Here is a 23,551-nt window from a genome sequence, read left to right on the forward strand (position 1 = left end):
GTCATCCTGCGCCGTCGCCGGATCGGCTTCATCTTCCAGCAGTACAACCTCCTGCCCGCCCTGACGGCCGCCGAGAACGCAGCCATGGCGCTCGTCGCTGACGGCATGCCGCTGAAGGTCGCTGCCGAAAAGGCGCGCGCCGTGCTCGAGACGCTGGGCATGGGTCCCGACGCCGACAAGCTGCCGCGCATGCTCTCGGGCGGTCAGCAGCAGCGCGTCGCCATCGCCCGCGCCATCGTTCACGAGCCGGATCTGGTGGTCTGCGACGAGCCCACAGCCGCGCTCGACGCCCAGACCGGCCGCCAGGTAATGGAACTGCTGAAGGAGGCCGCCGGCGGTCCCGGCCGCGCCGTCCTGGTCGTGACCCACGACAACCGCATCTACCGCTACGCCGACCGGATCGTCGCCATGGAAGACGGGCGGATCGTCGGAGACAGCCGCCTTGGAACACTCCCGGAGGGACTTCATGCCCACTAGTCGTCGCCAACAGATCCAGCGCCTGATCCTGCCCGCCGTCGCGGGCGGATGCCTGATCTTCGCCATCAGCGCCGTGATCCGGCCCGAGCGCACCCGCGCCGATCCGCCTGCGACGCCGCCCACCGCCGCCTATTCCTCGACCGTGGCGGGCATCGGGACCATCGAGCCCCAGTCCGAACTGATCGCAGTCGCCGCCGAGGTGCCGGGCGTGGTCCGAAGCGTCCTGGTCCAGCCCGGCGACCGCGTGACCAAGGGCCAGCCTCTGTTCCGGCTGGACGCCCGCGCCGCCCAGGCGGCCGTCGCCACCGCCGTCGCCGATGCAGCCTCCGCCGAGGCCGCTGCCCGTCAGGCCGAAGTGGCTCTGGCCGACGAGCGCCAGCGGCTGTCCCTGTTCGAGTCGGTTGACGACCCCCGCGCCCTGTCCGGAGACGAACTGGAGCGCCGCCGCTTCGCCGTGCGCCGGGCCGAGGCGGCCGCCGCCCAGGCCCGGGCCAGTGCCGCCGCCGCGCGCGCCCAGGCCCAGGCCCGCCGCGTCGATCTGGACCGGCTGACGGTCGCGGCGCCCATCGCGGGCCGCATCTTCCGGGTCGACGTTCGATCCGGCGAATACGCCCCGGCCGGCCCGGTTTCGCAGCCCCTGATCGCCATGGGCGAGGATGCCCGCCTGCACGTCCGCGCCGAGTTCGACGAAGCCGACGCCGCGCGCCTGACCCGCTCGGGCCGCGCCTATGGAACGCTGCGCGGACAGGCCAGCCGTCGGATCCCTCTCACGCTGGTCCGCATCGAGCCGCAGGTGGTCGAGAAGCGCGCCCTGTCCGGCGGCTCCGAGCGTGTGGACACGCGCGTCGTCGAAGCGATCTACAGCTTCGACCCCGCCGCAGCGCCCGCCTATCTCGGCCAGCGCATGGACGTCTTCGTCGAGGCCGCGCCCTCGGCGACGCAGGCGGCGGCTCCGACGGCGGAGCCCGCGCGATGATCCGCCAGGCCCTGATGATCACCACCGCAGGCGTGCTGCTGTCGGCCTGCGCGTCGGACCTGACGCCGCCTGCGTCGGCGCTGGCCGCCCCCGCCGCCTGGGACGTCGTCGCCCTGCCCGCCGCCGACCCGGCGACCGACCGCTGGTGGATCGCCATCGGCGATCCGGTTCTCGACGGCATCGTCGAACTGGCGGGCGAGGCGTCCGACGTCCGTATCGTCGAAGCCCGGCTGTTCGCGGCCCGCGCCCGGCTCGGCTCGGCCGGCGCGGCCCTTCGTCCCGAGATCGGCGGACAGGGTACCGCCGAGCGGCAGTCGGTGGATGACGTCGACCAGGACACCTTTCAGGCTCTGGTCTCCTTCAGCCTGAACCCGGATCTCAACGGCGCCTTCCGCACCCGCGCCGAGGCCGAGCGCCTGCGCGCCGAGGCCGAAGCCGCCCGCGTCGACGCCGCCCGCCTGACCGCGCGGTCGACCGTCGTCCAGCTCTACGCCGCCTACCGCGAGGCCCAGGCCCGCGCCGCCGCCGGAGACCTCGCCGTGCGCGCGCTGGAAGAGTCCCTTTCATTGGCCGACACGCGCGAACGGGCGGGCCTGACCTCGGGCCTCGACGCGGCGTCGGCCCGCGCCGCCCTGGCCTCCGCCCGCGGCCGACCCATCGCCGCGCGCCAGGCCGCCCAGGAGGCGCGACTGGGCCTAGAGGCCTTGCTCGGTCTGAACCCCGGCGCGCTGACATCGACTCTGACCGAATCCACCACCGCCGCGTTCGAAACTCCGGCCGTCCGCGCCCTGTCGGCCCCCGCCGCCGTCCTCGCCCGCCGCCCGGACCTGCGCGCCGCCGAACTCCAGCTCTGGGCCGCCGGCGCGGACGTCCGGGCCGCGCACCGCGACTTCTGGCCGACGCTGTCACTCAGCGCCGCGCTCGGCGGCCAGGAGCTCGATCCCGAGACGCCCTTCACCGCGTCGGGCTTCCTCAGCCAGATCGCCGGCGGCCTGACCGCGCCCCTGTTCAGCTTCGGCCGGCTGGAGAGCGCCCGCGACGCCGCCGACGCCCGCCGGACCCAGGCCGAGATCGCCTATCGCCAGGCCGCCGTCGAAGCCCTGTCCGAGGTCGAGCAGGCGCTCGTCGCCCTGGCCTCTGCCGAGGCCCGCGCCGTGACCCTGACCGAAGCCGTCGCGGCCGCCGACGACCAGACCCGCCTTGCCAACCAGCGCTACCGGGGCGGCGTGGCACCCTTCTTGGAGGTCCTCACCGCACAGCGGGCCGCCGCGGACGCCCGCGCCGATGACGCCGCGGCGCGGGGTCAGGCGCTCGCGGCCTACGCCCGCCTGAGCGCAGCGATCGGATTAGGCGGCGTTTGCTGCACGAGCAGCCACCCCGATTGATGATGTCGGCATCATGGGCCTGTCGGTAGCCGCGACAGCGCTATCCAACAGCCTTCTGCCGCTCACGGATCGCATCCATCCAAGGACGGACCTTGGCGATGTCGGCGAGAACCTCATCCGGCGGGGGCGGCGCGGCGTTGCGGCCGCGCGACGGGTCGTGCGCATCGGTCTGGTCGCAGCACTTCTTGAAGGCGGCCTGGAAATCGAGAACGTCCTGCGGTTGGAGCACGGTGACCTTCGCAAGGTCCTTGGTGTTGATGTAGTCGCGGTGGCGAGTCACGACACCGCAGAGCGCGACATCCTCCAGCCCTCGTTCCCACGTGCTGCGCAGGCGGCTGTAGATCTTCGCAACCGCTGCTTCGTAACCGGCGTCGTCGTGTGCGTCGTAGAGGAGCTTGGCGGCCCGTGTTTCCTTTTCGAGCCCGTCAACGCGCTCCGGAATCCTTGCGGCGATCCACGGCAGGTCCGTCGTGACCACGCCTGAACCGTCAGCTGACTGGATCGCCGCTGCCTCGTTCGCCTCCGCCGTCCTCCGAAACGCTGATGCAGTCGATGCCGTCGATTACAATGATATCGCCCAACTGGAGCTGAATGATCTCGCTCAGGCGGAGGCCGGTGTAGTGAGCGATGATGGGAACCCAGAATTTGGCGTCATAAATCCGCTTGTCGCCGGGTCGGGTCCGATGCGTGATCGACAAGCTGCCCTGAAAGACGGGCGAACCGAAAATCTTGCCCAGTTGATCCCCCGTGAAGGGCTTCCTCGATCGTTTGCCTTTAGCCTTAGTCGCCGGAAGCTTCACCTGAAGATCGCGGGACGGATCGGCGGCCAGATGGGCTTCTTGATAAGCCCACCGGAAGAAGCACTTCGCGGTCTCGAACAGGAGAAGCACGGTTTTGGGAGCAATCCTGGCGTTCACATCGGTGGTCTGACGAGCGGCGAACGGCAGGCTCGGGCCGGGCCCCTTCCGGGCGCGCAGCTTCATCAGAGCGTCCCGGTAATCGCGGAGGCGAGGGGGCGTGATCGCGGCGACCGGCGTCTCGTCTCCGAAATAGTCCAGCAGCAACTGAAGCTGGCGAGACCGACTGGCCACGGTCTTGGGCACCCACTGGCTCTTGCCGCACTCGATATAGGTATCGAACAACTCGCGAAGCTTAATCCCACCGCTCGTCGCCGGACCTTGCAAGAGGATGGCGTTTTCCGACGGGGCCATCGTGAAAAGCGGATCGATCGCCGCGTAGGGGGTTAGCCGGTCCTTCAAACGGAACAGGAGCAGTCGCGCTTGCTCGACGTGAGCACGAGCGACGCCCTCCATGATGTCGATCTGGACCGCCTGCGACTGTTCGAAGAACGGCAGGCCCGACTGACTGGCAAGCAACAGGGCACGCGTGCGGATTTCCGCGTCAAACACCTTCATCGTGATCTGTTCTTCAAGCCCGCGGATACGCGTGAGCGACAGGTCTCGTTGTTCGTCGATTTCGATATCCGGTTGGTCCGTACGCGGGAGGAAGCCCATATCGGCAGCGTCCCTTAGGCCCGCGAAGCAACCTTCGATAAGGCTCCGGACCTCGGTTTTGGAAACAGATTGGTGACTAAGCATCTCGAACACTTCAAACACGCGCGCGCCGTAACGAGTGGCGAGAACCTGTGCTGTTCGAGGGTGATGGACGGCCAGGGACCGTCGGATCTCGGAGGCACCGATCCGCGCCTTCAAATGGACCGGCACCCGCACGCGCAGGTAATAGACGCCGTTCCTTAGGAGAAGGTGCGGGGACGGCTTCCGCGTGATGCGGCGAACCCCAGTCACCGTAATTTCGCGCTTGCGCCGAAATCACGGTTGCCCACGCCAGCATCGGTGTGGGCCAGTAAATGGTACCAGTTTGGGCTGGTGACAGCCAAGTCCTGAAATGGGCCGTTGTTAATACGGCTGTTTTTCAGGAAGTGGCGGAGAGGGTGTCCGCCTCCGTAGAACTCCAGTTAGCCACACTAGGCCACAGTACCAGCGTGCACGGGCCGCGCCGCTTGGATTCCAACCCCCACAGGCCCGCTTGACACCACACGAAACCACATATCTATTGATGGGTGAGTTGGTGGATGGTGAAGTCGATGGCCCGCAAGGCTCCTGAACTAGGTCCGTTGGCGGTGTCCAGGCTGAAAGAGCCGGGGCTCTATGCCGTCGGTGGCGTGTCCGGTCTCTATCTTCAAGTCTTGCCGAGCGGGGGGCGTTCCTGGGTTCTCCGTGCAATGATCGGCGGGCGGCGCCGAGACATGGGCTTGGGCGGCTTCCCAGACGTGACCCTGGCCGGTGCGCGCGAAGCCGCTCGCAGAGCACGCGAGAAGATTGACGACGGTATTGACCCCATTGAGGACCGGAAAGCTCGGAAGAGCGCTTTGCGCGCCGAGACCGCCAAGGTCATCACGTTCGAGGACGCGGCCAAAGCATACATCGCCGCCCACGAGGATGGCTGGCGAAATACCAAGCATCGTCAGCAATGGGAAAACACGCTGGCCACCTATGCCTTCCCGAAGCTGGCGAAGCTCTCTGTTCGGGACATCGAGGGCGTGCACGTCATGTCGGTCCTCGAACCCATCTGGAAGGATCGGACCGAGACCGCCACGCGGCTCAGGGGCCGCATTGAGCGGGTTCTCGGATGGGCGACCGCGCGGGGCCACCGTGACGGCCTGAATCCAGCTCGCTGGCGCGATCATCTGGACCAACAGTTGGCGGCACCGGGCAAGATCGCCAAAGCGGTTCACCACGCCGCTCTGCCGGCCGAGAGCATGGCGTCGTTCCTTTCTGACCTCCGCCGCGCCGAGGGCATGGGCGCCCGGGCTCTGGAGTTCGTGATCCTAACGGCCGCTCGGTCGGGCGAGGTGAGGGGAGCCAAGTGGTCTGAGATCGACCTCATCGAAAAGGTCTGGACCGTGCCGGGCGACCGGATGAAAGCGGGCAAAGAGCATCGCGTCCCACTCTCACAACCGGCCCTGGACCTCTTGGCCGCGTTGCCGAAGATTGCAGGGACGGACTTTGTTTTCCCCGCGCCCAGAGGTGGTCCTCTGTCGGACATGACACTGACGGCGGTGCTGCGACGCATGAAGGTCCCGGCGACCGCCCACGGCTTCCGTTCAACATTTAGGGATTGGGCAGCCGAGCGGACGAACTACCCGCGAGACGTCGCCGAAATGGCCTTGGCTCATACGATTGGCGATAAGGTTGAGGCCGCTTATCGGCGTGGCGACCTGTTCGCCAAGCGGACTCGGATGATGGCTGATTGGGCCAAGTTCATTGAGAAGCCAGTCGCGTCAGCAGACATCGTTTCGATTACGGCGGCCCGAGCATGAGTCGAGATCGCCGCGAACCGATTTCGGATGAGGATAGGGCTCGGGGAGTCCGCCCTCAGAGCGTGACAATCGACTCGCGAGTCGAGCTCACAGCCGAGAAACTCGCCTCCGGCGTAACTGACGGCGAAAAGCGAATGTGGCTCGCTGGCCTTCGATCTGATCAGCCGATGACGGTCGAGGACCAGGCCGAGTTGGCCGACATTTTGGAGCGGCAGTGGTTCCCCAAACTGAATGGAGGCAGGCCGGGCGAAGATACCTGGACCACGTACCATCGCACCAACAGGGCCATGCGCGCTTTGGGAGCGGCGTCCCTGATCCGAGAGCGACAAGCGAAGGGTATGAAGCGGGACGAAGCTGAGGAGGAAGTGGCGGAGATTTTCGGTATTCAACGCCGCGCTTTGCGGACGATGCTCTCCGGCAAATAAACCTCTGACTTTAGCGCCCTCCCCCAACGTGGCGTCGAATGGCCTCCTGCGGTCTCCATATCCAAGGAGATCGCAATGTCAGTTCCCAACGGTAACGCGCTAAGCGGCTTCGACAGCCTACCGGATGCCGCGCACGTTCGTTTGCCTGTCGTCCAGGCTCTTTATGCCTGTAGCGATGAAACCATCCGGCGCCGCGTGAAGGCAGGCCAGATTCCCGCCCCGCGAAAACTTGGCCCTCGCGTCACGGCCTGGAACGTCGGCGATCTCCGCCGCGCCTTGGCTGCCGGCACAAAGGCCTGAGCCGTGATCGAAGCGGTGGCGAAGCTGCCTCAAAGGTCGGAGCCCGAACAACGGCTTGAGCAGCACGCGGAAACTGAAGCGTTTCCGTTCCTCAATCTCGGCGAATGGGCGGGATGCGAACCTGACGAGCGGGCCTTTCTGGTGCGTGGCCTGATCCCCTACGGGTGCGTCACGGCGCTCTATGGCGATGGCGGATCAGGCAAGACGCTCCTGGCTCTTTGGCTCATGGTCTGCATGGCCTCACGGTCGTCAGCCAAGTGGCTGGATGAGACGGCCTTGGGGTGGAAGTCAGTAGGTCTGTTCGCCGAGGATGACGCCGAAGAGATCGTCCGTCGGCTGCACCGCATCTGCATTGGTACAGGCGTCGATTTTGCAGCCATCGTGCCTAGCGTCATCGTACTGCCAGGTGTCGGCTTCGACACCATCATCGCTTACTTCACAGACACCGGCGAACTGGTTCTTACGCCCCTCATGTATGCGTTGCTGGACCGGGTGAGGGCCGAAGCTGCCTCCCTACTGGTCATCGACTACGCAGCGGCCGTCTTCGGCGGCAATGAGATCGACCGCTCTCAGGTTTCCGCCTTCATGCGCCGGCTCAATGCCCTAGCGAAAGAGCACGACATCTCGATCCTGCTGTTGGGTCACCCGTCCGTTGACGGCATGAAGGGCGGCCGAGGGACTTCAGGTTCGACCGCGTGGCGCAACCAAGCCCGCGCCTTCCTCCACCTTTCTGTTGATGAGGTCCAGGACGATCCGGAGGAACGGCGCCTTCTCACGCTCGCGCTCACCAAGAGCAACTACAGCCGCGCCGGGAAGACCTTCCGGCTCGCGTCCGATGGCTCCCGGTTCGACATCCTGGAGGCTGGCGAGGGTATTCCCCGAAAGGAAAAGGGGGTGAGGCTCTCGGCATCGCAGAAGGTCGCCCTGAAGGCTCTGAACCAGTGCATTGCCGATGAGGCGGTCCGGTCTCCCGGTGGCGCAATACCAACGCATGTCCAGTGCGCGAAGACGGTGCTCTGGCGTGAATACGCCTACCGCATGGAAATCAGCGATAGCTCCCCTGAAGCCCGCAAGAAGGCCTTCTCCCGCGCCGTCAAAGAGTTGGTGGCCAAGGGAGTTGTCGGTGTCGTCGAACCGCTCGCCTGGATCATGGACGCGGGGGACAAATGAAGGGGGACATATTGTCCGCCGGGACAGTCCCGGAGGGGGACAACAGGGACACCCCTATAGGGGGTGTGTCCCGTCTGTCCCGTCACCTTCGGGCAGAGAGTGTCCCTGTCGCCGCGTCCCTCACCGTCATCGAGAGCGGGTGGCTGATTGATGCGGAAGCCGAGTGCTCGTTGTCGTGGACAGAGACAGACTTCGACCACCGCCTTTTCCCGCGCGATCCGGAAGTTCGGTTCTACGGAGATAGTATCCGCATGGAAGCAAGCGCAGATGGGAATGATTGACACTGTCGGTCTATTAACCCAACGTCACACCCATCATTAATGGTCTCGTTATGCCCGCGTCTCCAACCCATTTCGCCAAGCCTTCGACGACGAACCGTAGTCGGATCACGAATGGATCGGCCGTGCTCTCCGGTATCGATGGCCGTTCGGCTTCCGCCCGCCGATTCCGCGACCTAGTCGAGGCTCTGACCTCGGAGGCCCAACTCCCCGTGTCAGAGGCGATGCGGCTGCAAATCCGGGCTGCCGCATCCATGCAGACGCATGTCGAAGACCTCACGGCGCGAATGGTACGAGGAGAACCTGTATCTGCGGAGGACATGTCCCGTGCGGCCAACGGAGCGATCCGCGCCTTGGCCTCGCTCTCGCGCCGTGCGCCGGCTCGTAAGCGTCCGTCGGCCGCCGGTCTCACCTCCTACCTGTCCGGTCGTCAGCCCGCCTTAGACGCCGCCGAATGAAACCCCTCGTCGCCATGCGGGAGGCCTTGGCTGATCCCAACCTGCTAGGCGGAGCAATCCCTGGCGACAGTTGGCTGCCGTGGCGGACGTTGCTGATCGCCGCGATGGGTGAGGCCCTGACGGATGACGAGCGGGCCATCTACACCGCCCTGACGGAGCGTGACGTGGAGCCCCTAGAGCCTGTCGAGGAGCTCTGGGGCATCGTCGGGAGACGCGGAGGAAAGACGCGGGCGGCCGGGACGATGGCGGCCTACGTCGGCGGCCTTTGCGACCACAGCAGCTATCTGGCGCCCGGGGAGCGAGGCGTCATACCCATCTTGGCGGCGAGCGTCAGTCAGGCCGGTCGCGCCTTCATGCACGGCAAGGCTATCCTCCAGCATTCGCCGGTTCTGTCTGACCTTATCGACGGCGACCCCACGGCGGACACGATCCGACTGACGACGCTTGTCGATATCGAAGTCAGGCCGGCGAACTTCCGAACGGTCCGGTCCATCACGGCCGTCGCGGCCATCGCGGATGAGATCGCTTTTTGGCAGGTGGAGGGCGCGGCCAACCCCGACAGCGAGATACTCGCCGCGCTCCGCCCGGCACTCGCCACGACCGGCGGACCGCTGTTCGTGATCTCTTCGCCCTACGCCAAGCGGGGCGAGCTCTACGGCAACTTCAAGCGCGACTTCGGTCCGGACGGTGATCCGCTAGTTCTGGTCGCCAAGGGACCATCAAAGGCTTTCAACTCGACCCTGCCGGATCGGGTCATCGCCCGGGCCTATGAGCGTGATCCGGTTGCCGCCGCTGCCGAGTACGGCGCAGAGTTCAGATCGGACGTTTCGGCCTTCATCGACCGGGACACCGTCGAACGCTGCGTCGCCCATGGAGTGACGGAACGGCTCTTCATGGCGCGGACGACGTACCATGCGTTCGTGGACCCGTCCGGTGGGTCGAATGATGCGATGACCCTAGCGATAGCGCACGCGGAGGATGACCATGTTGTCCTGGACGTGATGCGGGAGCGTAAGCCGCCCTTCAGCCCTGAGGCGGTTGTGATCGACTTCTGCGAGGTGCTGAAGTCTTACGGGGTCAGTGACGTGACCGGAGATCGTTATGCCGGGGAATGGCCGCGCGAACAGTTCCGGAAGAACGGTGTCGCCTACAATCTAGCCGACCGACCTCGGACCGATCTTTATCAGGCCATGCTCCCGGCCCTGAACAGCGGCAAGGTCACGCTGCTAGACAGTAAGCCGCTCGTGAACCAGATCGCCAACCTGGAGCGCCGGGTCGCCCGTGGCGGTCGTGAGAGCATCGATCACCCGCCTCACGGCCATGACGACCTCGCAAACGCGGTCGCAGGCGTGATCACTCTTTGCGCCAAGCCGGCGCGGGCGGTCGCTGTCATCCGTCGCGTAGCCTTTGGAGCCCGCTAGTGGCGCTCCGTTCTCCCTTTGCCTCAACCCTTGAAAGGAGCTTCGGCCATGACCGCTGAGCCCATGAATCACGTTCCTCTGTCGCTCAGCGATGACGTCGTCGAGCCGCTGTATGCCCGCGATCCAAACACCGGCGCCCGCTTGCATGACGACGACTTGGACGCGCTCGCGGATGCCTTGCGCCAAGCTCGCGGTCAGGCCGAACAGGTGTTGGCGCTCTCCAACGCTCTGAAAGCGGACCCAACGAAGAGCCCTGGCGCCGTTGCCCTTACTCTGCGCGAGAAGGGCCTTAAGGCCGGAGAGAGGGCCGCCCACACCCTGGACCAGGCCCGCAACCGTCTGGCCGCCACGGTCGCCCGTCTTTCTGCGGAAACTGCGGCGCCTCTGCCCGCTCGCGACGCCGGCGCCATGATGCTGGAAGGGGAGATCAGAGCGGCCCTCGCAAGGATGACCGCACGAGATCGCTCGGCTGCCATCTCTCAAGCTTTCGAGGATGGGGAGGACGCGGTCATAGGTGCAATGCTTCGCGGACCCGCGCTGCTGTCGGGCCTCGGCACTGATCAACAGCGGATGCTTCAGGACCGATACCGCAATGAGCGCCACCCCCGGGAGGCGGATCGGATCGCGCGGCTGACCAAGGCCCTGGAGGGGCTTGAGCGGGGTGCGGTGTCGCTGGTCGGATTCACCGACGCCATCACCACGACGCCCCAGGCGATCCGGGCGGAGGAGGCGGCGGAACGCACCGAACGGGCCTTGGCCAGCTTCAAATAGGAGACAGACGATGCAACTCATCATTCAAAGCTTGGAAGACGCGGCTCCAGAGGACCGGGGCGGCTATGTCGAGAGACCCGAGGGTGGCTATCAGCTTCACCCCGAGATCATCGCGCTGCTGGACACGCATCAAGGGGCATTGGCTGCTGAGGAAGCGCGGCTGACCAAAGCCGAGGCGCGATTGCGCCGAGCCGTTATTGATCGGGCGCTCGACTGCGCCCTGACGACCGCTGACGTTCAGCCGGTCTACAGACGCGCCGTGTCGGCACTCTTGCAAGGCCAGATGGAGTTCGACGTGGTGGAGGAGCCCCTAGGCCCGCAGGCCTACGCTCTGACGGCCTATGGACCGGTCTCCGTCGCCAACGCCGTCTCGTCATGGCTGATGAGCCCTGGGGGGGAGCCCTACCGGCCAAAGGTTAGGACTCATGGCTCCGGACGATACGGAGAAATGATGCGCGCTCTTCGGACGGTCCATTGATGGGCGCGGCGGTGGGGGCCACCGGTTCGCTGTTAGTCTAGCCCCAGCGCCTTGGCGTGATCATTGGGCTCGGCCCGGTCCAGGTGCGGCCTGAGGGCCGTCAAAGCGACATCGACCGCCGCCTTCGCCTCGGCCAGTTGCTCCCTGTTCCAAGCATCGACCCGTCCAAGGTCACGACAGGCCCGCTCAGCATTCGCGAATAGTTCATCGAGCTCGGCCGTCGCGACCACGAACTGCCTCGCATTTTGCAGCATCGCCGCCGAGTTTTTGCTGCACTGAAGCAAGCTGACTGGATCTGCGCGCTCCGCGAACGAGCGTGCACTGGCGATCATATCGGCAACGTCAGGGTTCAACGGCATTCTCGCTCCTTAGAAGACGCGGGTGATTCGCGAAGGGGTTCGACTCAGGTCAACGTCGAGACCACCTAACTGGACCGAGACCACCATGAGCGACAGCTATCAAGCCGATGACCTGGCGCGTCTGATCGCACTGGAGCATGCCTTCAACTCGTTGGCGCTAATTTCCGCGAGTAACTTCGCTTTCCTCGCCAACACCACGCCGAGCGCTGCCGTGGCGCAGTTTCGGCAGGTCGTTGAGAGTTCTGTCTATGACTCCGGCGACATGCCGAAAGAAGTCCAGGCCCTGGTTCGCGAGCACCTGAAGAGGATGTTCGATCAGGTTGCGACGATGGCGAAGCACGCTGATCAGGGCGTGAGGCATTCCTGACGTGCTGTCCGGCCTCTTACGCGAAGCGAAGATAAAGCGCGTGCTCAGGAAGCTCTCGGGCCAGCGCGTTGCGATGCATCTCGCAGACCCCAACGGTGGACCTGGCATATGGGTGATCGAGAAGGCCGTAATGCACGATGACGATACCGATGCGATCCTGATGACTTGCTGGATGCGGGGATGGGTCGAGCCGATTGAGAAGGCCATGCCGAGGGGAAAACTGAACCTCGATGGCACGATCCGTCCCGGCCAGATGTTCGACAGCGTAGGGCCGATTTATCGCCTAACAGACAGCGGATGGGCCGTCATTCGGCGCGCCCATACCCTGCTGCTCTTCGGAAACTTGGTTGCGCTCCTCTCTCTTCTCGCCACCATCCTGCTCACTCGGCCGTCATAGGAGCTGCCAATGTCCGACATCACCGTAGGAGACCTCAAACGCCAGCTCGCGGGGTGGCCCGACGATACAGAGCTGGAGTTCCAGGGCGGGATGACGTTCTACCGTCTGAAGACTCGCGGAAAGAACATGGTCCAGCTCGAGTTCAACGAGCCTCAGGCATATTTGACCGAAGAGTTTCGCCAGCGGGAGCCGGAGGTTTTCGTCGCGTTCTTTAGGCCAGAGGATAACGGCGAACTTGTCCAAGAAGTCGCCGTGCCGACATTGTAGGAGGAGCCGATGGACGTTGATCCGCTCGAAGTTCGATTGAGGGCAGTCGAGTTCATCGTGGCGCACACGATCGCCAAGCTGAGGTCGCCCGCCGATCTCATAGCTGATCGTGAAAACCTTCAAGAAATCGAAGCGGCCGGCCAGTCTTGGATGTTGCTCGGAGAGTTCGCCCGGGAAACCGCCCGGGACATAGTGCTCGCGGCGATTGAGCTTCTAGAGGCAGCGGAGTTTCAGCAGGGCGCAAGTGAATAATACCACGCCGCCGGCAGGCCTGGTCTTGAAGGACCACATCCTCGCCGAGATCAAGCGCCTCGCTGATGCGGCTGCCGGGGTCCCGCCGGGACGTTCTGCGTTCGCCCGCGAAACCGGAATAGCTGACTCGGTTTGGGCCGGCCGCATTTGGGCACGTTGGGGTGACGCAGTTTCCGAGGCGGGCTTCACCCCGAATGAGCGGAAAGCCCGGGTGTCGGAAGTCGCAGTGCTGGAGAAGGTCGGCTTGGCCTGCCGGCATTTCGGCCGCCTGCCCACCGCACAAGAGCTCAAGCTATATCGACGCCAACAAGAGCCGTCGTTTCCGTCCTACGACGTGATCCAGGCCCGGTTCGGAAGCATGGTCGAACTCACGGCGCGCCTCAGCGAATGGGCGGCCACCCGGGCCGATTTGGCGGATATCGCCGCGATGCTGCCGGTCCCCTCGGAAGCGGCAACGCCGGGTGCCGGTCAACGAGAGGGACTGGTTTACCTCCTTCGCTCCGGTGCCCATTTCAAGATCGGGCGGAGTGCCGAGGTCGAGAGGCGCGTGAAGCAGATCAGCGTGGCGCTTCCAGAAGCCGTCGAGCTCATTCATGCGATCCGAACGGACGATCCCCCGGGTATCGAAGCCTATTGGCATCGCCGGTTCGCCGAGCAACGGGCCAATGGAGAGTGGTTCAGGCTCTCGGCGAGTGACGTTGCCGCCTTCAAGAGGCGCAAGTTCCAGTAGAGGCTCACATCGGCCGTAGGATTTGACAGAGACTGCCTTCCGGGTTCCAGATTGCGGAACGCCGATTTACGAGGGCAGACGCATGATCGCCTTGGCTATCGCAGCCTTGCTGCAAACCACCGTGCCACCAGAACAGGCCAGAGCGTATGCCAGAGTGGACGAGGTCGGTTCGTACCTGATGGCAACGACCGTCTGTTCTGAAATCGGCTGGACATTAAGCGATGGAGCGACTGAGCAAATAGCTACCCGAGTGTATGCAGAGCAAGCTGAAACTGGGGTCGATCAAGCAACTGTTGATCTATGGAGTGGTGAAATACTCCGCCGCCATTCGGATATTCTGCGGACCGAAATGACACGTGCAGCGGCTGCTTTCAGAGAACAGGGAGAGCTGACGGCGCTTGCTGCCTTTTTTGCGGGGGCCGACAGGCGATGCTACGCCTTCGCGGCTGATCCTATCTCGGTCGGGCTGATCTCTAGCGATGGTTCGGCCGCGCGAGCCCTCGCGAGACAGGCGAAAATCGACAGCTGGGTAGAGGTCGGCGGCCTAGCGAGTTGGCAGACACCTGCGTTGACTGCGAAGGGGGACCTTCTAATGGCGCTAGGGGCTTGCAGCACCGTCCTGCCAGCGGCCAGACGTGATGCGATGTTATCGAGGCATTTGCCGCCGGCTGAGAGCCGGGACAGAGCCAGCGTGTACCTGACTGGCCAGTACCTGGAGGGTATTCGTAGCGCCGCCGAGTTCGCTTTTAATGAGGTCCAGTGCGAACGATTAGTAGGTCGAAGAATCGCAGCCGTTCCCTGACGTCAGAGCGGTAGAACAGGCTCAAAGCGCCGCCCACGGCGATGATGGGGTAAATGATGGGTGGTTTCGCCAAGTGGGCCTAAAGGCCAGTCACTGTATGACGAAGTGGCGGAGAGGGTGGGATTCGAACCCACGGTACCCGTAAAGGCACGCCGCATTTCGAGTGCGGTACATTCGACCACTCTGCCACCTCTCCGCGGGGCCGTAGGACGCTCGGTCGAAAGCGAGCGGCTTCTCTAATGGGGTGCGGCCTGCGCCGCAAGCGGGTGCGGACGATTTTCCGAACGAAGCGGGGTTACCGCAGGGCGGGGAGGGCGAGGCCGGGAGCCTGGCCGTCGCGCGGGCCGGCGCCGGTGAAGCGGAACAGCTCGGCGGGACGGCCTCCAGTCCCGGTTGAGAGGCGGCCGGTGGGCTCGACCAGGCCTGTGCGTTCGACGCCGCGCCGGAAGTTCTGCTTGTGGAGTTTGAGGCCGACGACGGCTTCTGCCGCAGCCTGTAGCGCGGACAGGGTGAAAGTGTCCGGGGTCAGCTCGAACAGGACCGGACGGTAGCGGAGCTTGCTGCGCAGCCGTCCGAGGCCGGTGGCGGTGATGCGCCGGTGGTCCGAGGCCATCGGGCGGTCGTGCAGGTCCAGCGGCGTGGCGTCATCCCGGTCGCGGGCCGCCTCGGCGACCAGCCCTGCCTCGTACAACAGCTCATAGCGCTCGAGCACGCGTGTTTCGTCCCAGCGGGCGGAACCGGACGGGGCGAACAGGGCGTCGATCCGGTCGGACCGTCGCGGATCGCCGCCGGCCCAGATCGTCAAACCATCGAAGATGTCTTTCATCAGCCTGATCGAGGGCGCGCCACGGTCCTCCCATGGAAAGATCTCCAGAGCCGGGGTCCAGCGGGCTCCCGGCGGGGCCATGTCGACCGCGTCGGCGGTCAGGGCGAGGTAGCCGACGGAGACCTCGCGCTGGCGGTCGGGACCCGGCGTGGGGCGCGGCGCGGCGCGACCGGCGTCACCGAAGGTGTAGAGCTGTTCGACGAAGCCGAGGCCAAAACCCGTCTGGGCGGTCACGAAGGCGCGCAGGGCGCGTTCGAAGGTGCGGTCTCCGGCCGGATCGAACGGACCGAAAGGCAGGGCCAATTGGCCTTCGGGGGTCTCCGTGGTCAGGATGCAGAGGTGTCCCGAGCGAAGCGCCATGACAACGGCGGACAGGCCGATTCGGACCCCGTGTTCGCCGCCCCAGGACACGGCGCTATTCCGTATGCCAGGCGTCGGCTGCGGGCAGGATGCCCACGGCTTCGGCGAGCACGCGGTAGCGCTCCAGATACCGCTGCTGGGCGATCGGGGCGGGAAGGGGATCAATGACCAGGTCGTAGCCGGCCGGGGGCGAGCCGAAGAAGCCGAGGGCCTCCTTTTCATTGAAGCCGGCCAACTGGGTCGCTTCGAAGAAGGCGCAGGCCTTGTCGGCGCTCTTGATGAGCTTCTTGATCGGCAGGGGCGTCTTGGGCGGTAGTCCAAAGCGGACGTGGATCGCGTCTTCCAGTCGGGCCTCGAAGGATTTGTAGCTGACGCCCAGCGCCGCCTTGAAGGGTGAGATCATGTCGCCGATGACGTATTCAGAGGCATCGTGGAGCAGGGCGGCGAGGCGCCATCGGGGCTCTAGCCCCGGCTTGATGTGGGCGGCGATCTCCTCGACAACGCAGGAATGCTGGGCGACGGAGAAGGCGTGTTCGCCGATGGTCTGGCCGTTCCAGCGGGAGACGCGGGCCAGGCCGTGGGCGATGTCCTCGATCTCGATGTCGAAGGGCGACGGGTCCAGCAGGTCCAGGCGGCGGCCGGAGAGCATACGCTGCCAGGCGCGGGGCGCGGGAGCCCTGGAGGCGCGAGGAGTGGGGGCAGAGGCCAAGGCGGGAATCCAGACGGCGAACGGCAGGTCAGGTGACCCATCCCGGCGGCCGGATCAAGCCTGGGCGCTCTATTCGCCGACGTTGAGCGTGACCAGGTCCTTGGCGGAGTCGAAGACGCCGTCGCTGTCGCGGTCCTTGGCACGGACCGTGGCGATGACGATCGGGCCGCCGACGGGGCCGCGCGCCTCGAACCCGACCAGCCTCCAGCCCTCGTCGGCCGGGCGGCTGTCGGTCAGCAGATACGTGCGTCGGGTGGCCTCACCCGGTGCGCGGGTGCGGATTTCCGCGGCGTCGTCGTGGGCCTGGACGCTGACGCTTTCGTCGGACGACGAGATGTCCACGGTTTCGGTGCTGTCGTCGGCGCTGATGGAGAAGCCGCCGATACGGACGTGAGCCTTGTCGCCGTCCGCGTCGACGCTCATGCCCGGCAGCCGGACGCGGGCGTGATCGCCCTCTGCGTCGACGGCGACGCCCGGCGCGCGGACGTGGGCGCTGTCGGCGGCCGCAGCGGCGGCGTCAGCGTCAACTGCAGCGGCATCGGCCGCCACCGCAGCCACATCAGCCTGGACCCGGGCTTCATCGGCCGCGGATTGGGCGCGCGCCGCGTCTGCCGAGGCGCGGAGTTCGGCGGTGGTGTGCGGCATGTCGGCCGACAGGGTGGTCTCGAAACGCTGCAGTACGGCGTCCGCCGTCTGGTCCGAGAGTGTGATCAGTTGCAGGGAGACTTCGGCGCCGCGCGGGCCGCTGTAGAGGCAGGTCGCCCCGCCGGCGTGCGCCGTCCCCTTGCGCGTCAGGACGCCGATGGTCTCGGGGCACTGCAGGGTGTCGACGACCTTGAGCACGCCCTTGCCGCCCGTGTCGGTCGTGGTCGAGGAGATGCGCACGGATTCGCCGTCGCAGCCTGCCGTCAACAGGCAAGCGGTGCAGATGGTGGCGAGAAGCAGTCGCATCAAACGGGGTCCTCTTCAGGGCTTCATCTTGAACAGTAGCCGCCACTATTCCAGTGAAATCGCGGTAATCGATCTGACGATATCTGTCCGTGGAATGGCCGGAATGCGCCGTTTCTCAAACGCCGGGGCGTGAGCCTTCGCGACGATTGAGGAAGGCCAGACGCTCGAACAGATGCACATCCTGTTCGTTCTTCAGCAAGGCGCCGTGGAGGGGAGGGATCAGCTTGTTCGGCGAGGTCTCGCGCAGGGTCTCGGGCTGGACGTCGTCGACCATCAGCAGCTTCAGCCAGTCCAGCAGCTCGGAGGTGGACGGCTTCTTCTTCAGGCCCGGCGTGTCGCGGATCTCGTAGAAGGTCTTCAGCGCCTCCGACACCAGCCGGGGTTTGATGCCCGGGAAGTGGACGTCGATGATGGCCTTCATCGTCTGATCGTCGGGGAAGCGGATGTAGTGGAAGAAGCATCGGCGCAGGAAGGCGTCGGGCAGTTCCTTCTCGTTGTTCGAGGTGATGACCACGATGGGGCGGACCTCTGCGCGGATCGTCTCGTCCGTCTCGTGGACGTAGAACTCCATCCGGTCGAGTTCCTGAAGCAGGTCGTTGGGGAACTCGATGTCGGCCTTGTCGATCTCGTCGATCAGCAGGATGGGGCGGACCGGAGAGGTGAAGGCTTCCCAAAGCTTGCCGGGCTTGAGGTAGTTGCGGACGTCGTGGACGCGTTCCTCGCCGAGCTGGGAGTCCCGCAGGCGGCTGACGGCGTCATATTCATACAGGCCGTTGTGGGCCTTGGTCGTCGACTTGATGTGCCAGGTGATCAGGGGGGCGTTGAGGGCCCTGGCCATCTCATAGGCCAGGACCGTCTTGCCGGTGCCCGGTTCGCCCTTGATCAGGAGGGGTCTTTCCAGGGCGACGGCGGCATTGACCGCGATCTTCAGGTCCTGGGTGGCGATATAGTTCGAGGTTCCCTCGAACCGGTCGGTCGGCCGCGACATCGGATGCTCCGTGAGTTCGGATCACGACTAGCCGATGGCGCGGCCGGTTAACAACGATCAGTTTCAGGTGATGCGTTTGGCCGAGACGGGATCGCTGGCCGGGAAGGTCTCCTCGACGCCCTCGTCGACCAGGGCTTCCTGACGATCTTCGGCGTCGCCGTGCTTCTCGTTCAGCTGGTCGGGCTTGCCTTCCAGACGATCAACGCGGCGGGCGTGCGGCGTGTCGGTGTCATGATCGGGATCGCGCGGCGTGCCGGCCAGGGGTTTGGCGTCGGTCATTTGTCGTCTCCTTCGGGGCCATAGCCCAGGTCTGCGATGTCGTCGTCCGACAGGGTCCTGGCTTCCCAGTGGGCTGCGCTGGCCTGGGCCCCGCGCGCGTCCTCCATCAGGCCGGAATAGACCAGCTCGACCTCGCCCTCGCCGGGTTGGTCGGCACCGAGGTCGAGGTCGTTGATGCGCGTGCCGTCGGCCCCGTACTGGCCATCCGCCTCCGGGTCGACCCCGTCGGCCGCCAGGGTTTCATCGAGATCCTGATCGTCCTCGTCGAACTCCTCCTCGTCGGCATCGCCGTCGGCGGTGGTCACGTCGAGAACCTCAGGCATCTCCTCGAAGGTCTTGAATTCGCTGGTGACGCCGCCGGTTTCGGAGGCGTCGTTGTTGTCTTCGTCGAAAGCCTCGGACTGATCGGGCATGGTCGCCTCCCTGTTGTGAAGGTTCAACGCCGTGGCTTTGCCGGGCGTTCCGCTATGTCGGCCAGCCGTCATCGTTCTTCCGCTGTGAACGGGGCGGGGAAGCGGCGGAGCCGTGGGCGATCTCGCCCGGGACCGTGGCGGACGCCGTCGCCGACGTCAGCCTGTGTGTAGAGTTTCGGCGTGGTCGCCTCGGCTCCGCTCGACCGGTTTTCGCAAGCTGTGCGGTGAGGGAAGCTCTTGCGCCGGGAGCGACGGAGCCTCTTCCCCGCCGCCTTGGTGTCACCCGGTTCGTCCCGATTCCGCGCTTAAGCCCACGACGGGCGACGGCGTCCAGAGCGCCGCCGGGCCCGGGGCTTTTCCCTCGCCCCGGCAATCCCGCGATCGACCCCGCCGCACGTCCGGGTCCTGGGCCCAGGACGCCTTCCCCACGCGACGGGACGGGGAGAAGTGTAAGCGCGGTTCGGGAGGGGGCGCACACAAAGGCTCTAAATCGGGCCGGGCATTGAAATCATTGGGGTCCTGGGCGGATGTGTTGATGGTTATGGGGCCCGGAACCCTTTCTCAGTGGGAGAGGACTACCCTTTTTCCGCCTCCAGCGCCGCCCTGACCTCGGCGATCGCCCTCGGCCAGCCGTCGAAGCCGCCGGTCGCGAAGGTGCGGACGCGGGGGTAGAAGGGATAACGGTCGGTGTTGAGCAGGTGCCAGTCATCGGCCGCATGGATCAGCCAGGTGCGCGCGCCCGTGGCGGCCGCGAGATTGGTGCCGGCGATGCCGGGGCCGATGACGAGGTCGAGGGCGTTCGACAGGGCCGCCAGATCGTCGAGGTCGTCCTTCAGATTGATGGGCGGGGTCCAGATCTTCACCCCGGCGGCCTCGGCGGCGGCGAGGTCTTCGGTCACATCGCCGCACTGCAGGTTGACCATGATGCAGCCGGGGGCGGTCAGGACCGGCTCCCAACGCTCGAAGCTGGAGAAGTAGCGGGCACGGACCCCGGTCAGTACCAGGCTCTTCCAGTGCAGGCCGACCTTGAACCCCGGCCCCAGTTTCTCGAGCTCCGCTCTCCAGTACGCGACCCGATCCGGATCGGGCGTCAGATAGCCGTCGCGGTCGGGGAAGGCGGCGATGTCCGGCCGATAGACCGCGCTCAGGCTGGCCATCGGAGTCCAGCCGTCGGCCTTGCCTTCGGTCTCGCCGATCTCCTCCATGAAGGGACAGTAGCGCGTCAGCCGGCCCTCGAGCCGCACGGCGCGGTGGCCGCCGACCACGGTCGTGGGGAAGGAGCGCTGGTAGAGATCGACCAGACGCGGTTCGACGGCGATGAAAACCTTTCCGGTCGGGCCGACCGCCTCGATCACATCCGGCAGGCAGGTGCCGAAGACCATTTCGTCGGCGATCCCCTGTTCGCCGACGACGAGCAGTCGCTTGCCGGCGATGTCTTCGGTCGCGGGATCCCAGCGCGGCGCATCGACGACGACATGCATCGCCTCGGGCATTTCGGGATCGAGCCGGACCTCATATTCCTCAAACCCTTCCTTGAGACGACCCAGGCCCATCAGGGTCATGGCCCGGGCCATCCGCATCATGGCGTGCTCGTAGGGGCTCTCGGCGCCTTTCAGGGCCTCGTCCAGATCGGCCAGGGCCTGTTCCGGCTGTCCGAGGGGCTGGAGGGCGTTGGCGCGGTTGTAGCGCGCCTTGGCGAAGGCGGGGTCGATCCGCAGCGCCTCGTTGAAGAAGGTCAGGGACTCCTTCATCTGGCCCTGGTCGCTGAGGACCGTGCCGAGCGTGTTCCACAGGGTGGGGTCGGACTGTTCGATCTGGATCAGGTCGCGCAGGGCGTCGATGGCTTCCTGATAGCGTTTCTGGTCGCGCAGAACGCAGGCCAGATTGTTGGTGCCCTCCGGGTGGCCGGGCTCCATGGCGAGGAAGCGGCGCAGCAGTTTTTCGGCGATGTCGAGGTGGCCCAGCTTCTGGGCCAGACGCGCCAGATCGTGGGCGATATTGGCGTCCTCGGGCAGGATGCGCAGGGCGACGTCGTAAGCGTTCAGAGCCTCCGACAGGTGGCCCGACTTCTCGCGGCAGATGGCCAGGACGTGCCAGGCCAGACCATTCTGTTCGTCGACCTGGAGGATGGCGAGGCAGCGGCGGGCGCCTGCGTCATAATCGCCGACCCGGATCGAGGCGATCGCGGCCTTGAGGGATTCGATCGCCTTCTTCTGGGCCTTGAGATTGGCCCCCTTGCGATCGGACAGGGCATGGGAGAGGCGCCGGATCGCGGCCGGGGAGGCGGCGTCGCCGGCCGATCCCTGGGCCATTGGCATATGGCCGAGGGCCAGCTCTGAGGGCGTGGAATCGACGACGGGCATGAGAGGTCTCGGCGCGCAGGATGAAGGCTCTTAAGGAGCATTACGGCCGTGCTCTAGAACACATGGTTAACCACGGCTGTTTAGCGTGCGTCAGTCACCGCCCGGCTATGTGAAAGCCTCGCGGACGCAAGGAGGGCGCCCATGCCGTTGAAGCTGTCTTTGAAGCCGGGGGAGAAGTTCGTTCTGAACGGAGCCGTCGTGCAGAACGGCGACCGTCGCGGCGTGCTGATCCTGCAGAACAAGGCCTCCGTCCTGCGCGAGAAGGACATCATGCAGCTGGAGGACGTCACCACGCCCGCCAAGCGCATCTATTTCCCGGTCATGATGATGTACCTGGACGAAACCTCCGCCCCCAAGGTCTATGACGAGTTCGTCACCCGCCTGACTGAATTCATGAGCGCGACCCGCAATCCAGCCATCATGGCGGAGTGTGTCTCGACGTCGAAACACGTGATGGCGCGCGAATATTACAAGGCCCTGATGAGCGCGCGGAAGATCGTCGACTACGAGGAAAGCCTGATCTGATGTTGAAGGCCTATGCCCAGGCGTCGAACCGGACCGAGACGCCGCGCGAGATGGAGTATCGCCTGTTCGGCCAGGTGACGCGCGCCCTCATGCACGCCGCGACGGTCGACAAGAGCGACGTGAAGACCCGCATCGACGCCCTCGACTGGAACCGTCGCCTCTGGTCCGTGCTCGCCACAGACTGCTCCGACAGCGAGAACCAGCTGAACACTCCGCTCAAGGCCCAGATCATCTCGATCAGCCTGTTCGTCGGACGCCATTCCTCGGCCGTCATGCGCGGCGAGGAGGATTTCGAGCCGCTGATCGACATCAATCGTTCGATCATGCAGGGCCTGGCCCCGCAGGGCACGCCCGCGCCCTGAGCCTGATCGGTGGGCAAAGTCCGGCGCTGACTGGCGAGAAATTGCCGAGCGCCGGAATTTCCGGATAAGTTTCTCAATCCTTTCAATCTGATCGGCCCGGCCCGGTCCTTGCGAGACCGCGCGCAGGACCAGAACCGGTTCAACGGCCAGAAGGCCGCTCCCCCGACCAGAATGGAAGGACTCTACCCATGGCTAACTCGGTCAACACCAACCTCGGCGCGATGATCGCGCTGCAAAACCTGAACGCCACCAACGCCGAACTGGCGTCGACCCAGACCCGGATCAACACCGGGAAAAAGGTCGCCAGCGCCAAGGACAACGGGGCCATCTGGGCGATCGCCCAGGGTCAACGAGCCGACATCGGCGCCCTGGGGGCGGTGAAGGGCTCACTCGACCGCGGCGTATCGGCGGTGGACGTGGGTCTGGCGGCAGGCGAGAGCATTTCGGATCTCTTGCTGCAACTGAAGGAGAAGGCACTTTCGGCGACGGACAAGTCGCTGCAGACGGCATCGAGGGCCGCACTGAACGAGGACTTCAAGGCTATCCGCGACCAGATCACGACGATTGCCAACAACGCCGACTTCAACGGGATCAACCTGCTGAAGACCGGCGCAACCGGCTTCCAGGCTCTGGCCAATGCGGCAGGCACCGCGACCCTCACGGTCGGCGCCGAGGTGCTGTCGCTGGGGTCGACGAACGTCACCGTGACGGCGACCACGACCATCGGCACCGCGACCCTGGCCACCACGGCCCTGGGTCTGGTGAATGCCTCGATCGACAAGGTCGGAGCGGCCCTCGGCCGTCTCGGTACCAAGTCGAGGGCGCTGGAGACCCATCGCACCTTCGTCGGGAAGCTGACGGACTCGCTGGAATCCGGTGTCGGCAATCTGGTGGACGCCGACCTGGCGAAGGAAAGCGCCAAGCTCCAGTCGCTGCAGACGAAGCAGCAGCTGGGCGTCCAGGCGCTGGGCATCGCCAACCAGGGTCCGCAGATCCTTCTGTCGCTGTTCCGCGGCTAACTGAGTGCAGGACGCCCGGGGTTCGCTCCGGGCGTCTTTCGTTCAGGTGGCGCTGTCGCTCGGTGCGGGGGATCTGGCGGCTTGAGCGAGAACGCCGGGGCTC

The 23,551-nt window shown here is 65.4% G+C and carries 29 protein-coding genes and 1 tRNA gene; 19 read left to right on the forward strand and 11 right to left on the reverse strand.

Features of this window, described 5'->3' with window-relative positions; all coding sequences use genetic code 11:
* The 3 genes from Q0044_RS03780 to Q0044_RS03790 form a co-directional block, all read left to right on the forward strand.
* On the forward strand, positions 1 to 477 hold a 477-nt coding region (locus Q0044_RS03780), incomplete at its 5' end, for an ABC transporter ATP-binding protein (protein ID WP_298159780.1).
* Positions 467 to 1,453, forward strand: a complete 987-nt coding sequence (locus Q0044_RS03785; protein ID WP_298159782.1) for an efflux RND transporter periplasmic adaptor subunit — start codon at positions 467 to 469, stop codon at positions 1,451 to 1,453. The genes Q0044_RS03780 and Q0044_RS03785, both read left to right, overlap by 11 nt.
* Positions 1,450 to 2,838: an efflux transporter outer membrane subunit gene (locus Q0044_RS03790; protein WP_298159785.1), complete on the forward strand. Its 1,389-nt coding sequence runs from the start codon at positions 1,450 to 1,452 to the stop codon at positions 2,836 to 2,838. The genes Q0044_RS03785 and Q0044_RS03790 overlap by 4 nt, the downstream gene beginning before the upstream one ends.
* 40 nt (positions 2,839 to 2,878) lie before the next feature.
* Here Q0044_RS03790 and Q0044_RS03795 read toward each other — a convergent pair whose 3' ends face one another.
* Together Q0044_RS03795 and Q0044_RS03800 are read right to left on the reverse strand one after the other, a co-directional pair.
* On the reverse strand, positions 2,879 to 3,316 hold the full coding sequence (locus Q0044_RS03795) for a hypothetical protein (protein ID WP_298159787.1): 438 nt from the start codon (positions 3,314 to 3,316) through the stop codon (positions 2,879 to 2,881).
* A 10-nt stretch (positions 3,317 to 3,326) separates the two neighbouring features.
* Complete coding sequence (locus Q0044_RS03800; protein WP_298159789.1) at positions 3,327 to 4,643, reverse strand: DUF6538 domain-containing protein; 1,317 nt, start codon at positions 4,641 to 4,643, stop codon at positions 3,327 to 3,329.
* 287 nt (positions 4,644 to 4,930) lie between these two features.
* Between Q0044_RS03800 and Q0044_RS03805 the strand changes: the two genes are divergently transcribed.
* From Q0044_RS03805 to Q0044_RS03835, 7 genes are all read left to right on the forward strand, one after another.
* Positions 4,931 to 6,178 carry a tyrosine-type recombinase/integrase gene (locus Q0044_RS03805; protein WP_298159791.1) on the forward strand — a complete coding sequence of 416 codons (1,248 nt, stop codon included), beginning with the start codon at positions 4,931 to 4,933 and terminating at the stop codon, positions 6,176 to 6,178.
* Positions 6,179 to 6,345: 167 nt separating this feature from the next.
* A complete protein-coding gene (locus Q0044_RS03810; RefSeq protein WP_298159793.1) occupies positions 6,346 to 6,603 on the forward strand; it encodes a hypothetical protein in 258 nt (85 codons plus the stop codon).
* 75 nt (positions 6,604 to 6,678) lie between these two features.
* On the forward strand, positions 6,679 to 6,903 hold the full coding sequence (locus Q0044_RS03815; RefSeq protein WP_298159794.1) for a helix-turn-helix transcriptional regulator: 225 nt from the start codon (positions 6,679 to 6,681) through the stop codon (positions 6,901 to 6,903).
* Positions 6,904 to 6,906: 3 nt separating this feature from the next.
* On the forward strand, positions 6,907 to 8,073 hold the full coding sequence (locus Q0044_RS03820) for an AAA family ATPase (protein WP_298159796.1): 1,167 nt from the start codon (positions 6,907 to 6,909) through the stop codon (positions 8,071 to 8,073).
* A gap of 732 nt (positions 8,074 to 8,805) precedes the next feature.
* The gene (locus tag Q0044_RS03825; RefSeq protein WP_298159798.1) at positions 8,806 to 10,230 is read left to right on the forward strand and encodes a hypothetical protein; all 1,425 of its coding nucleotides are present in this window, start codon (positions 8,806 to 8,808) and stop codon (positions 10,228 to 10,230) included.
* A 48-nt stretch (positions 10,231 to 10,278) separates the two neighbouring features.
* Positions 10,279 to 11,001 (forward strand): hypothetical protein, encoded by a 723-nt coding sequence (locus Q0044_RS03830; protein WP_298159800.1) that lies wholly within the window; start codon positions 10,279 to 10,281, stop codon positions 10,999 to 11,001.
* A 10-nt stretch (positions 11,002 to 11,011) separates the two neighbouring features.
* Complete coding sequence (locus tag Q0044_RS03835) at positions 11,012 to 11,479, forward strand: hypothetical protein (protein WP_298159803.1); 468 nt, start codon at positions 11,012 to 11,014, stop codon at positions 11,477 to 11,479.
* Between the two features lie 32 nt (positions 11,480 to 11,511).
* Here the strand turns inward: Q0044_RS03835 and Q0044_RS03840 are convergent, their stop codons facing one another.
* The gene (locus Q0044_RS03840) at positions 11,512 to 11,838 is read right to left on the reverse strand and encodes a hypothetical protein (protein WP_298159805.1); all 327 of its coding nucleotides are present in this window, start codon (positions 11,836 to 11,838) and stop codon (positions 11,512 to 11,514) included.
* 85 nt (positions 11,839 to 11,923) lie between these two features.
* Between Q0044_RS03840 and Q0044_RS03845 the strand changes: the two genes are divergently transcribed.
* From Q0044_RS03845 to Q0044_RS03870, 6 genes are all read left to right on the forward strand, one after another.
* Positions 11,924 to 12,205 (forward strand): hypothetical protein, encoded by a 282-nt coding sequence (locus tag Q0044_RS03845; RefSeq protein WP_298159807.1) that lies wholly within the window; start codon positions 11,924 to 11,926, stop codon positions 12,203 to 12,205.
* A 1-nt stretch (position 12,206) separates the two neighbouring features.
* A complete protein-coding gene (locus Q0044_RS03850; protein ID WP_298159809.1) occupies positions 12,207 to 12,602 on the forward strand; it encodes a hypothetical protein in 396 nt (131 codons plus the stop codon).
* Positions 12,603 to 12,611: 9 nt separating this feature from the next.
* Positions 12,612 to 12,869, forward strand: coding sequence for a hypothetical protein (locus tag Q0044_RS03855; RefSeq protein ID WP_298159812.1), 258 nt, complete (start codon positions 12,612 to 12,614; stop codon positions 12,867 to 12,869).
* 9 nt (positions 12,870 to 12,878) lie between these two features.
* Positions 12,879 to 13,121, forward strand: coding sequence for a hypothetical protein (locus Q0044_RS03860; RefSeq protein ID WP_298159814.1), 243 nt, complete (start codon positions 12,879 to 12,881; stop codon positions 13,119 to 13,121).
* Positions 13,122 to 13,146: 25 nt separating this feature from the next.
* Positions 13,147 to 13,851, forward strand: coding sequence for a GIY-YIG nuclease family protein (locus Q0044_RS03865; RefSeq protein ID WP_298159817.1), 705 nt, complete (start codon positions 13,147 to 13,149; stop codon positions 13,849 to 13,851).
* 82 nt (positions 13,852 to 13,933) lie between these two features.
* Positions 13,934 to 14,653: a hypothetical protein gene (locus Q0044_RS03870; protein WP_298159820.1), complete on the forward strand. Its 720-nt coding sequence runs from the start codon at positions 13,934 to 13,936 to the stop codon at positions 14,651 to 14,653.
* 106 nt (positions 14,654 to 14,759) lie between these two features.
* On the opposite strand, the gene Q0044_RS03875 is transcribed toward Q0044_RS03870, so the two are convergent.
* The 8 genes from Q0044_RS03875 to Q0044_RS03910 all read right to left on the reverse strand — a co-directional run bounded on the left by Q0044_RS03875 (position 14,760) and on the right by Q0044_RS03910 (position 21,542).
* Positions 14,760 to 14,849: transfer RNA gene (locus Q0044_RS03875), tRNA-Ser, on the reverse strand.
* 99 nt (positions 14,850 to 14,948) lie between these two features.
* Positions 14,949 to 15,890 (reverse strand): NUDIX hydrolase, encoded by a 942-nt coding sequence (locus Q0044_RS03880; RefSeq protein WP_298159822.1) that lies wholly within the window; start codon positions 15,888 to 15,890, stop codon positions 14,949 to 14,951.
* Between the two features lie 4 nt (positions 15,891 to 15,894).
* The gene (locus Q0044_RS03885; RefSeq protein ID WP_298159963.1) at positions 15,895 to 16,488 is read right to left on the reverse strand and encodes a YfbR-like 5'-deoxynucleotidase; all 594 of its coding nucleotides are present in this window, start codon (positions 16,486 to 16,488) and stop codon (positions 15,895 to 15,897) included.
* Between the two features lie 129 nt (positions 16,489 to 16,617).
* Positions 16,618 to 17,499: a methyltransferase type 11 gene (locus tag Q0044_RS03890; protein WP_298159825.1), complete on the reverse strand. Its 882-nt coding sequence runs from the start codon at positions 17,497 to 17,499 to the stop codon at positions 16,618 to 16,620.
* Positions 17,500 to 17,614: 115 nt separating this feature from the next.
* Positions 17,615 to 18,487 carry an AAA family ATPase gene (locus Q0044_RS03895; protein ID WP_298159828.1) on the reverse strand — a complete coding sequence of 291 codons (873 nt, stop codon included), beginning with the start codon at positions 18,485 to 18,487 and terminating at the stop codon, positions 17,615 to 17,617.
* 63 nt (positions 18,488 to 18,550) lie between these two features.
* Positions 18,551 to 18,766, reverse strand: a complete 216-nt coding sequence (locus Q0044_RS03900) for a hypothetical protein (RefSeq protein ID WP_298159831.1) — start codon at positions 18,764 to 18,766, stop codon at positions 18,551 to 18,553.
* A complete protein-coding gene (locus Q0044_RS03905; protein WP_298159833.1) occupies positions 18,763 to 19,179 on the reverse strand; it encodes a hypothetical protein in 417 nt (138 codons plus the stop codon). The genes Q0044_RS03900 and Q0044_RS03905 overlap by 4 nt, the downstream gene beginning before the upstream one ends.
* A 575-nt stretch (positions 19,180 to 19,754) precedes the next feature.
* Positions 19,755 to 21,542, reverse strand: a complete 1,788-nt coding sequence (locus Q0044_RS03910; protein ID WP_298159835.1) for a tetratricopeptide repeat protein — start codon at positions 21,540 to 21,542, stop codon at positions 19,755 to 19,757.
* 141 nt (positions 21,543 to 21,683) lie between these two features.
* Between Q0044_RS03910 and flbT the strand changes: the two genes are divergently transcribed.
* From flbT to Q0044_RS03925, 3 genes are all read left to right on the forward strand, one after another.
* Positions 21,684 to 22,067: a flagellar biosynthesis repressor FlbT gene (flbT, locus tag Q0044_RS03915; protein ID WP_298159837.1), complete on the forward strand. Its 384-nt coding sequence runs from the start codon at positions 21,684 to 21,686 to the stop codon at positions 22,065 to 22,067.
* On the forward strand, positions 22,064 to 22,429 hold the full coding sequence (gene flaF, locus Q0044_RS03920) for a flagellar biosynthesis regulator FlaF (RefSeq protein WP_298159965.1): 366 nt from the start codon (positions 22,064 to 22,066) through the stop codon (positions 22,427 to 22,429). The genes flbT and flaF overlap by 4 nt, the downstream gene beginning before the upstream one ends.
* A 188-nt stretch (positions 22,430 to 22,617) precedes the next feature.
* Positions 22,618 to 23,448, forward strand: a complete 831-nt coding sequence (locus Q0044_RS03925) for a flagellin (RefSeq protein ID WP_298159839.1) — start codon at positions 22,618 to 22,620, stop codon at positions 23,446 to 23,448.
* The last annotated feature ends 103 nt before the right edge of the window (positions 23,449 to 23,551 follow it).

Source organism: Brevundimonas sp., assembly GCF_027484365.1.
Lineage (GTDB): Bacteria > Pseudomonadota > Alphaproteobacteria > Caulobacterales > Caulobacteraceae > Brevundimonas.

Excerpts from the sequence above, each read along its gene's own strand:
- Q0044_RS03785 (WP_298159782.1), top strand. The coding sequence starts at position 467 with ATGCCCACTAGTCGTCGCCAACAGATCCAGCGCCTGATCCTGCCCGCC.
- Q0044_RS03790 (WP_298159785.1), top strand. The coding sequence starts at position 1,450 with ATGATCCGCCAGGCCCTGATGATCACCACCGCAGGCGTGCTGCTGTCG.
- Q0044_RS03805 (WP_298159791.1), top strand. The coding sequence starts at position 4,931 with ATGGTGAAGTCGATGGCCCGCAAGGCTCCTGAACTAGGTCCGTTGGCG.
- Q0044_RS03810 (WP_298159793.1), top strand. The coding sequence starts at position 6,346 with ATGACGGTCGAGGACCAGGCCGAGTTGGCCGACATTTTGGAGCGGCAG.
- Q0044_RS03815 (WP_298159794.1), top strand. The coding sequence starts at position 6,679 with ATGTCAGTTCCCAACGGTAACGCGCTAAGCGGCTTCGACAGCCTACCG.
- Q0044_RS03825 (WP_298159798.1), top strand. The coding sequence starts at position 8,806 with ATGAAACCCCTCGTCGCCATGCGGGAGGCCTTGGCTGATCCCAACCTG.
- Q0044_RS03830 (WP_298159800.1), top strand. The coding sequence starts at position 10,279 with ATGACCGCTGAGCCCATGAATCACGTTCCTCTGTCGCTCAGCGATGAC.
- Q0044_RS03835 (WP_298159803.1), top strand. The coding sequence starts at position 11,012 with ATGCAACTCATCATTCAAAGCTTGGAAGACGCGGCTCCAGAGGACCGG.
- Q0044_RS03840 (WP_298159805.1), bottom strand. The coding sequence starts at position 11,838 with ATGCCGTTGAACCCTGACGTTGCCGATATGATCGCCAGTGCACGCTCG.
- Q0044_RS03845 (WP_298159807.1), top strand. The coding sequence starts at position 11,924 with ATGAGCGACAGCTATCAAGCCGATGACCTGGCGCGTCTGATCGCACTG.
- Q0044_RS03855 (WP_298159812.1), top strand. The coding sequence starts at position 12,612 with ATGTCCGACATCACCGTAGGAGACCTCAAACGCCAGCTCGCGGGGTGG.
- Q0044_RS03860 (WP_298159814.1), top strand. The coding sequence starts at position 12,879 with ATGGACGTTGATCCGCTCGAAGTTCGATTGAGGGCAGTCGAGTTCATC.
- Q0044_RS03870 (WP_298159820.1), top strand. The coding sequence starts at position 13,934 with ATGATCGCCTTGGCTATCGCAGCCTTGCTGCAAACCACCGTGCCACCA.
- Q0044_RS03885 (WP_298159963.1), bottom strand. The coding sequence starts at position 16,488 with ATGCTCTCCGGCCGCCGCCTGGACCTGCTGGACCCGTCGCCCTTCGAC.
- Q0044_RS03890 (WP_298159825.1), bottom strand. The coding sequence starts at position 17,499 with ATGCGACTGCTTCTCGCCACCATCTGCACCGCTTGCCTGTTGACGGCA.
- Q0044_RS03895 (WP_298159828.1), bottom strand. The coding sequence starts at position 18,487 with ATGTCGCGGCCGACCGACCGGTTCGAGGGAACCTCGAACTATATCGCC.
- Q0044_RS03900 (WP_298159831.1), bottom strand. The coding sequence starts at position 18,766 with ATGACCGACGCCAAACCCCTGGCCGGCACGCCGCGCGATCCCGATCAT.
- Q0044_RS03905 (WP_298159833.1), bottom strand. The coding sequence starts at position 19,179 with ATGCCCGATCAGTCCGAGGCTTTCGACGAAGACAACAACGACGCCTCC.
- Q0044_RS03910 (WP_298159835.1), bottom strand. The coding sequence starts at position 21,542 with ATGCCCGTCGTCGATTCCACGCCCTCAGAGCTGGCCCTCGGCCATATG.
- flbT (WP_298159837.1), top strand. The coding sequence starts at position 21,684 with ATGCCGTTGAAGCTGTCTTTGAAGCCGGGGGAGAAGTTCGTTCTGAAC.
- Q0044_RS03925 (WP_298159839.1), top strand. The coding sequence starts at position 22,618 with ATGGCTAACTCGGTCAACACCAACCTCGGCGCGATGATCGCGCTGCAA.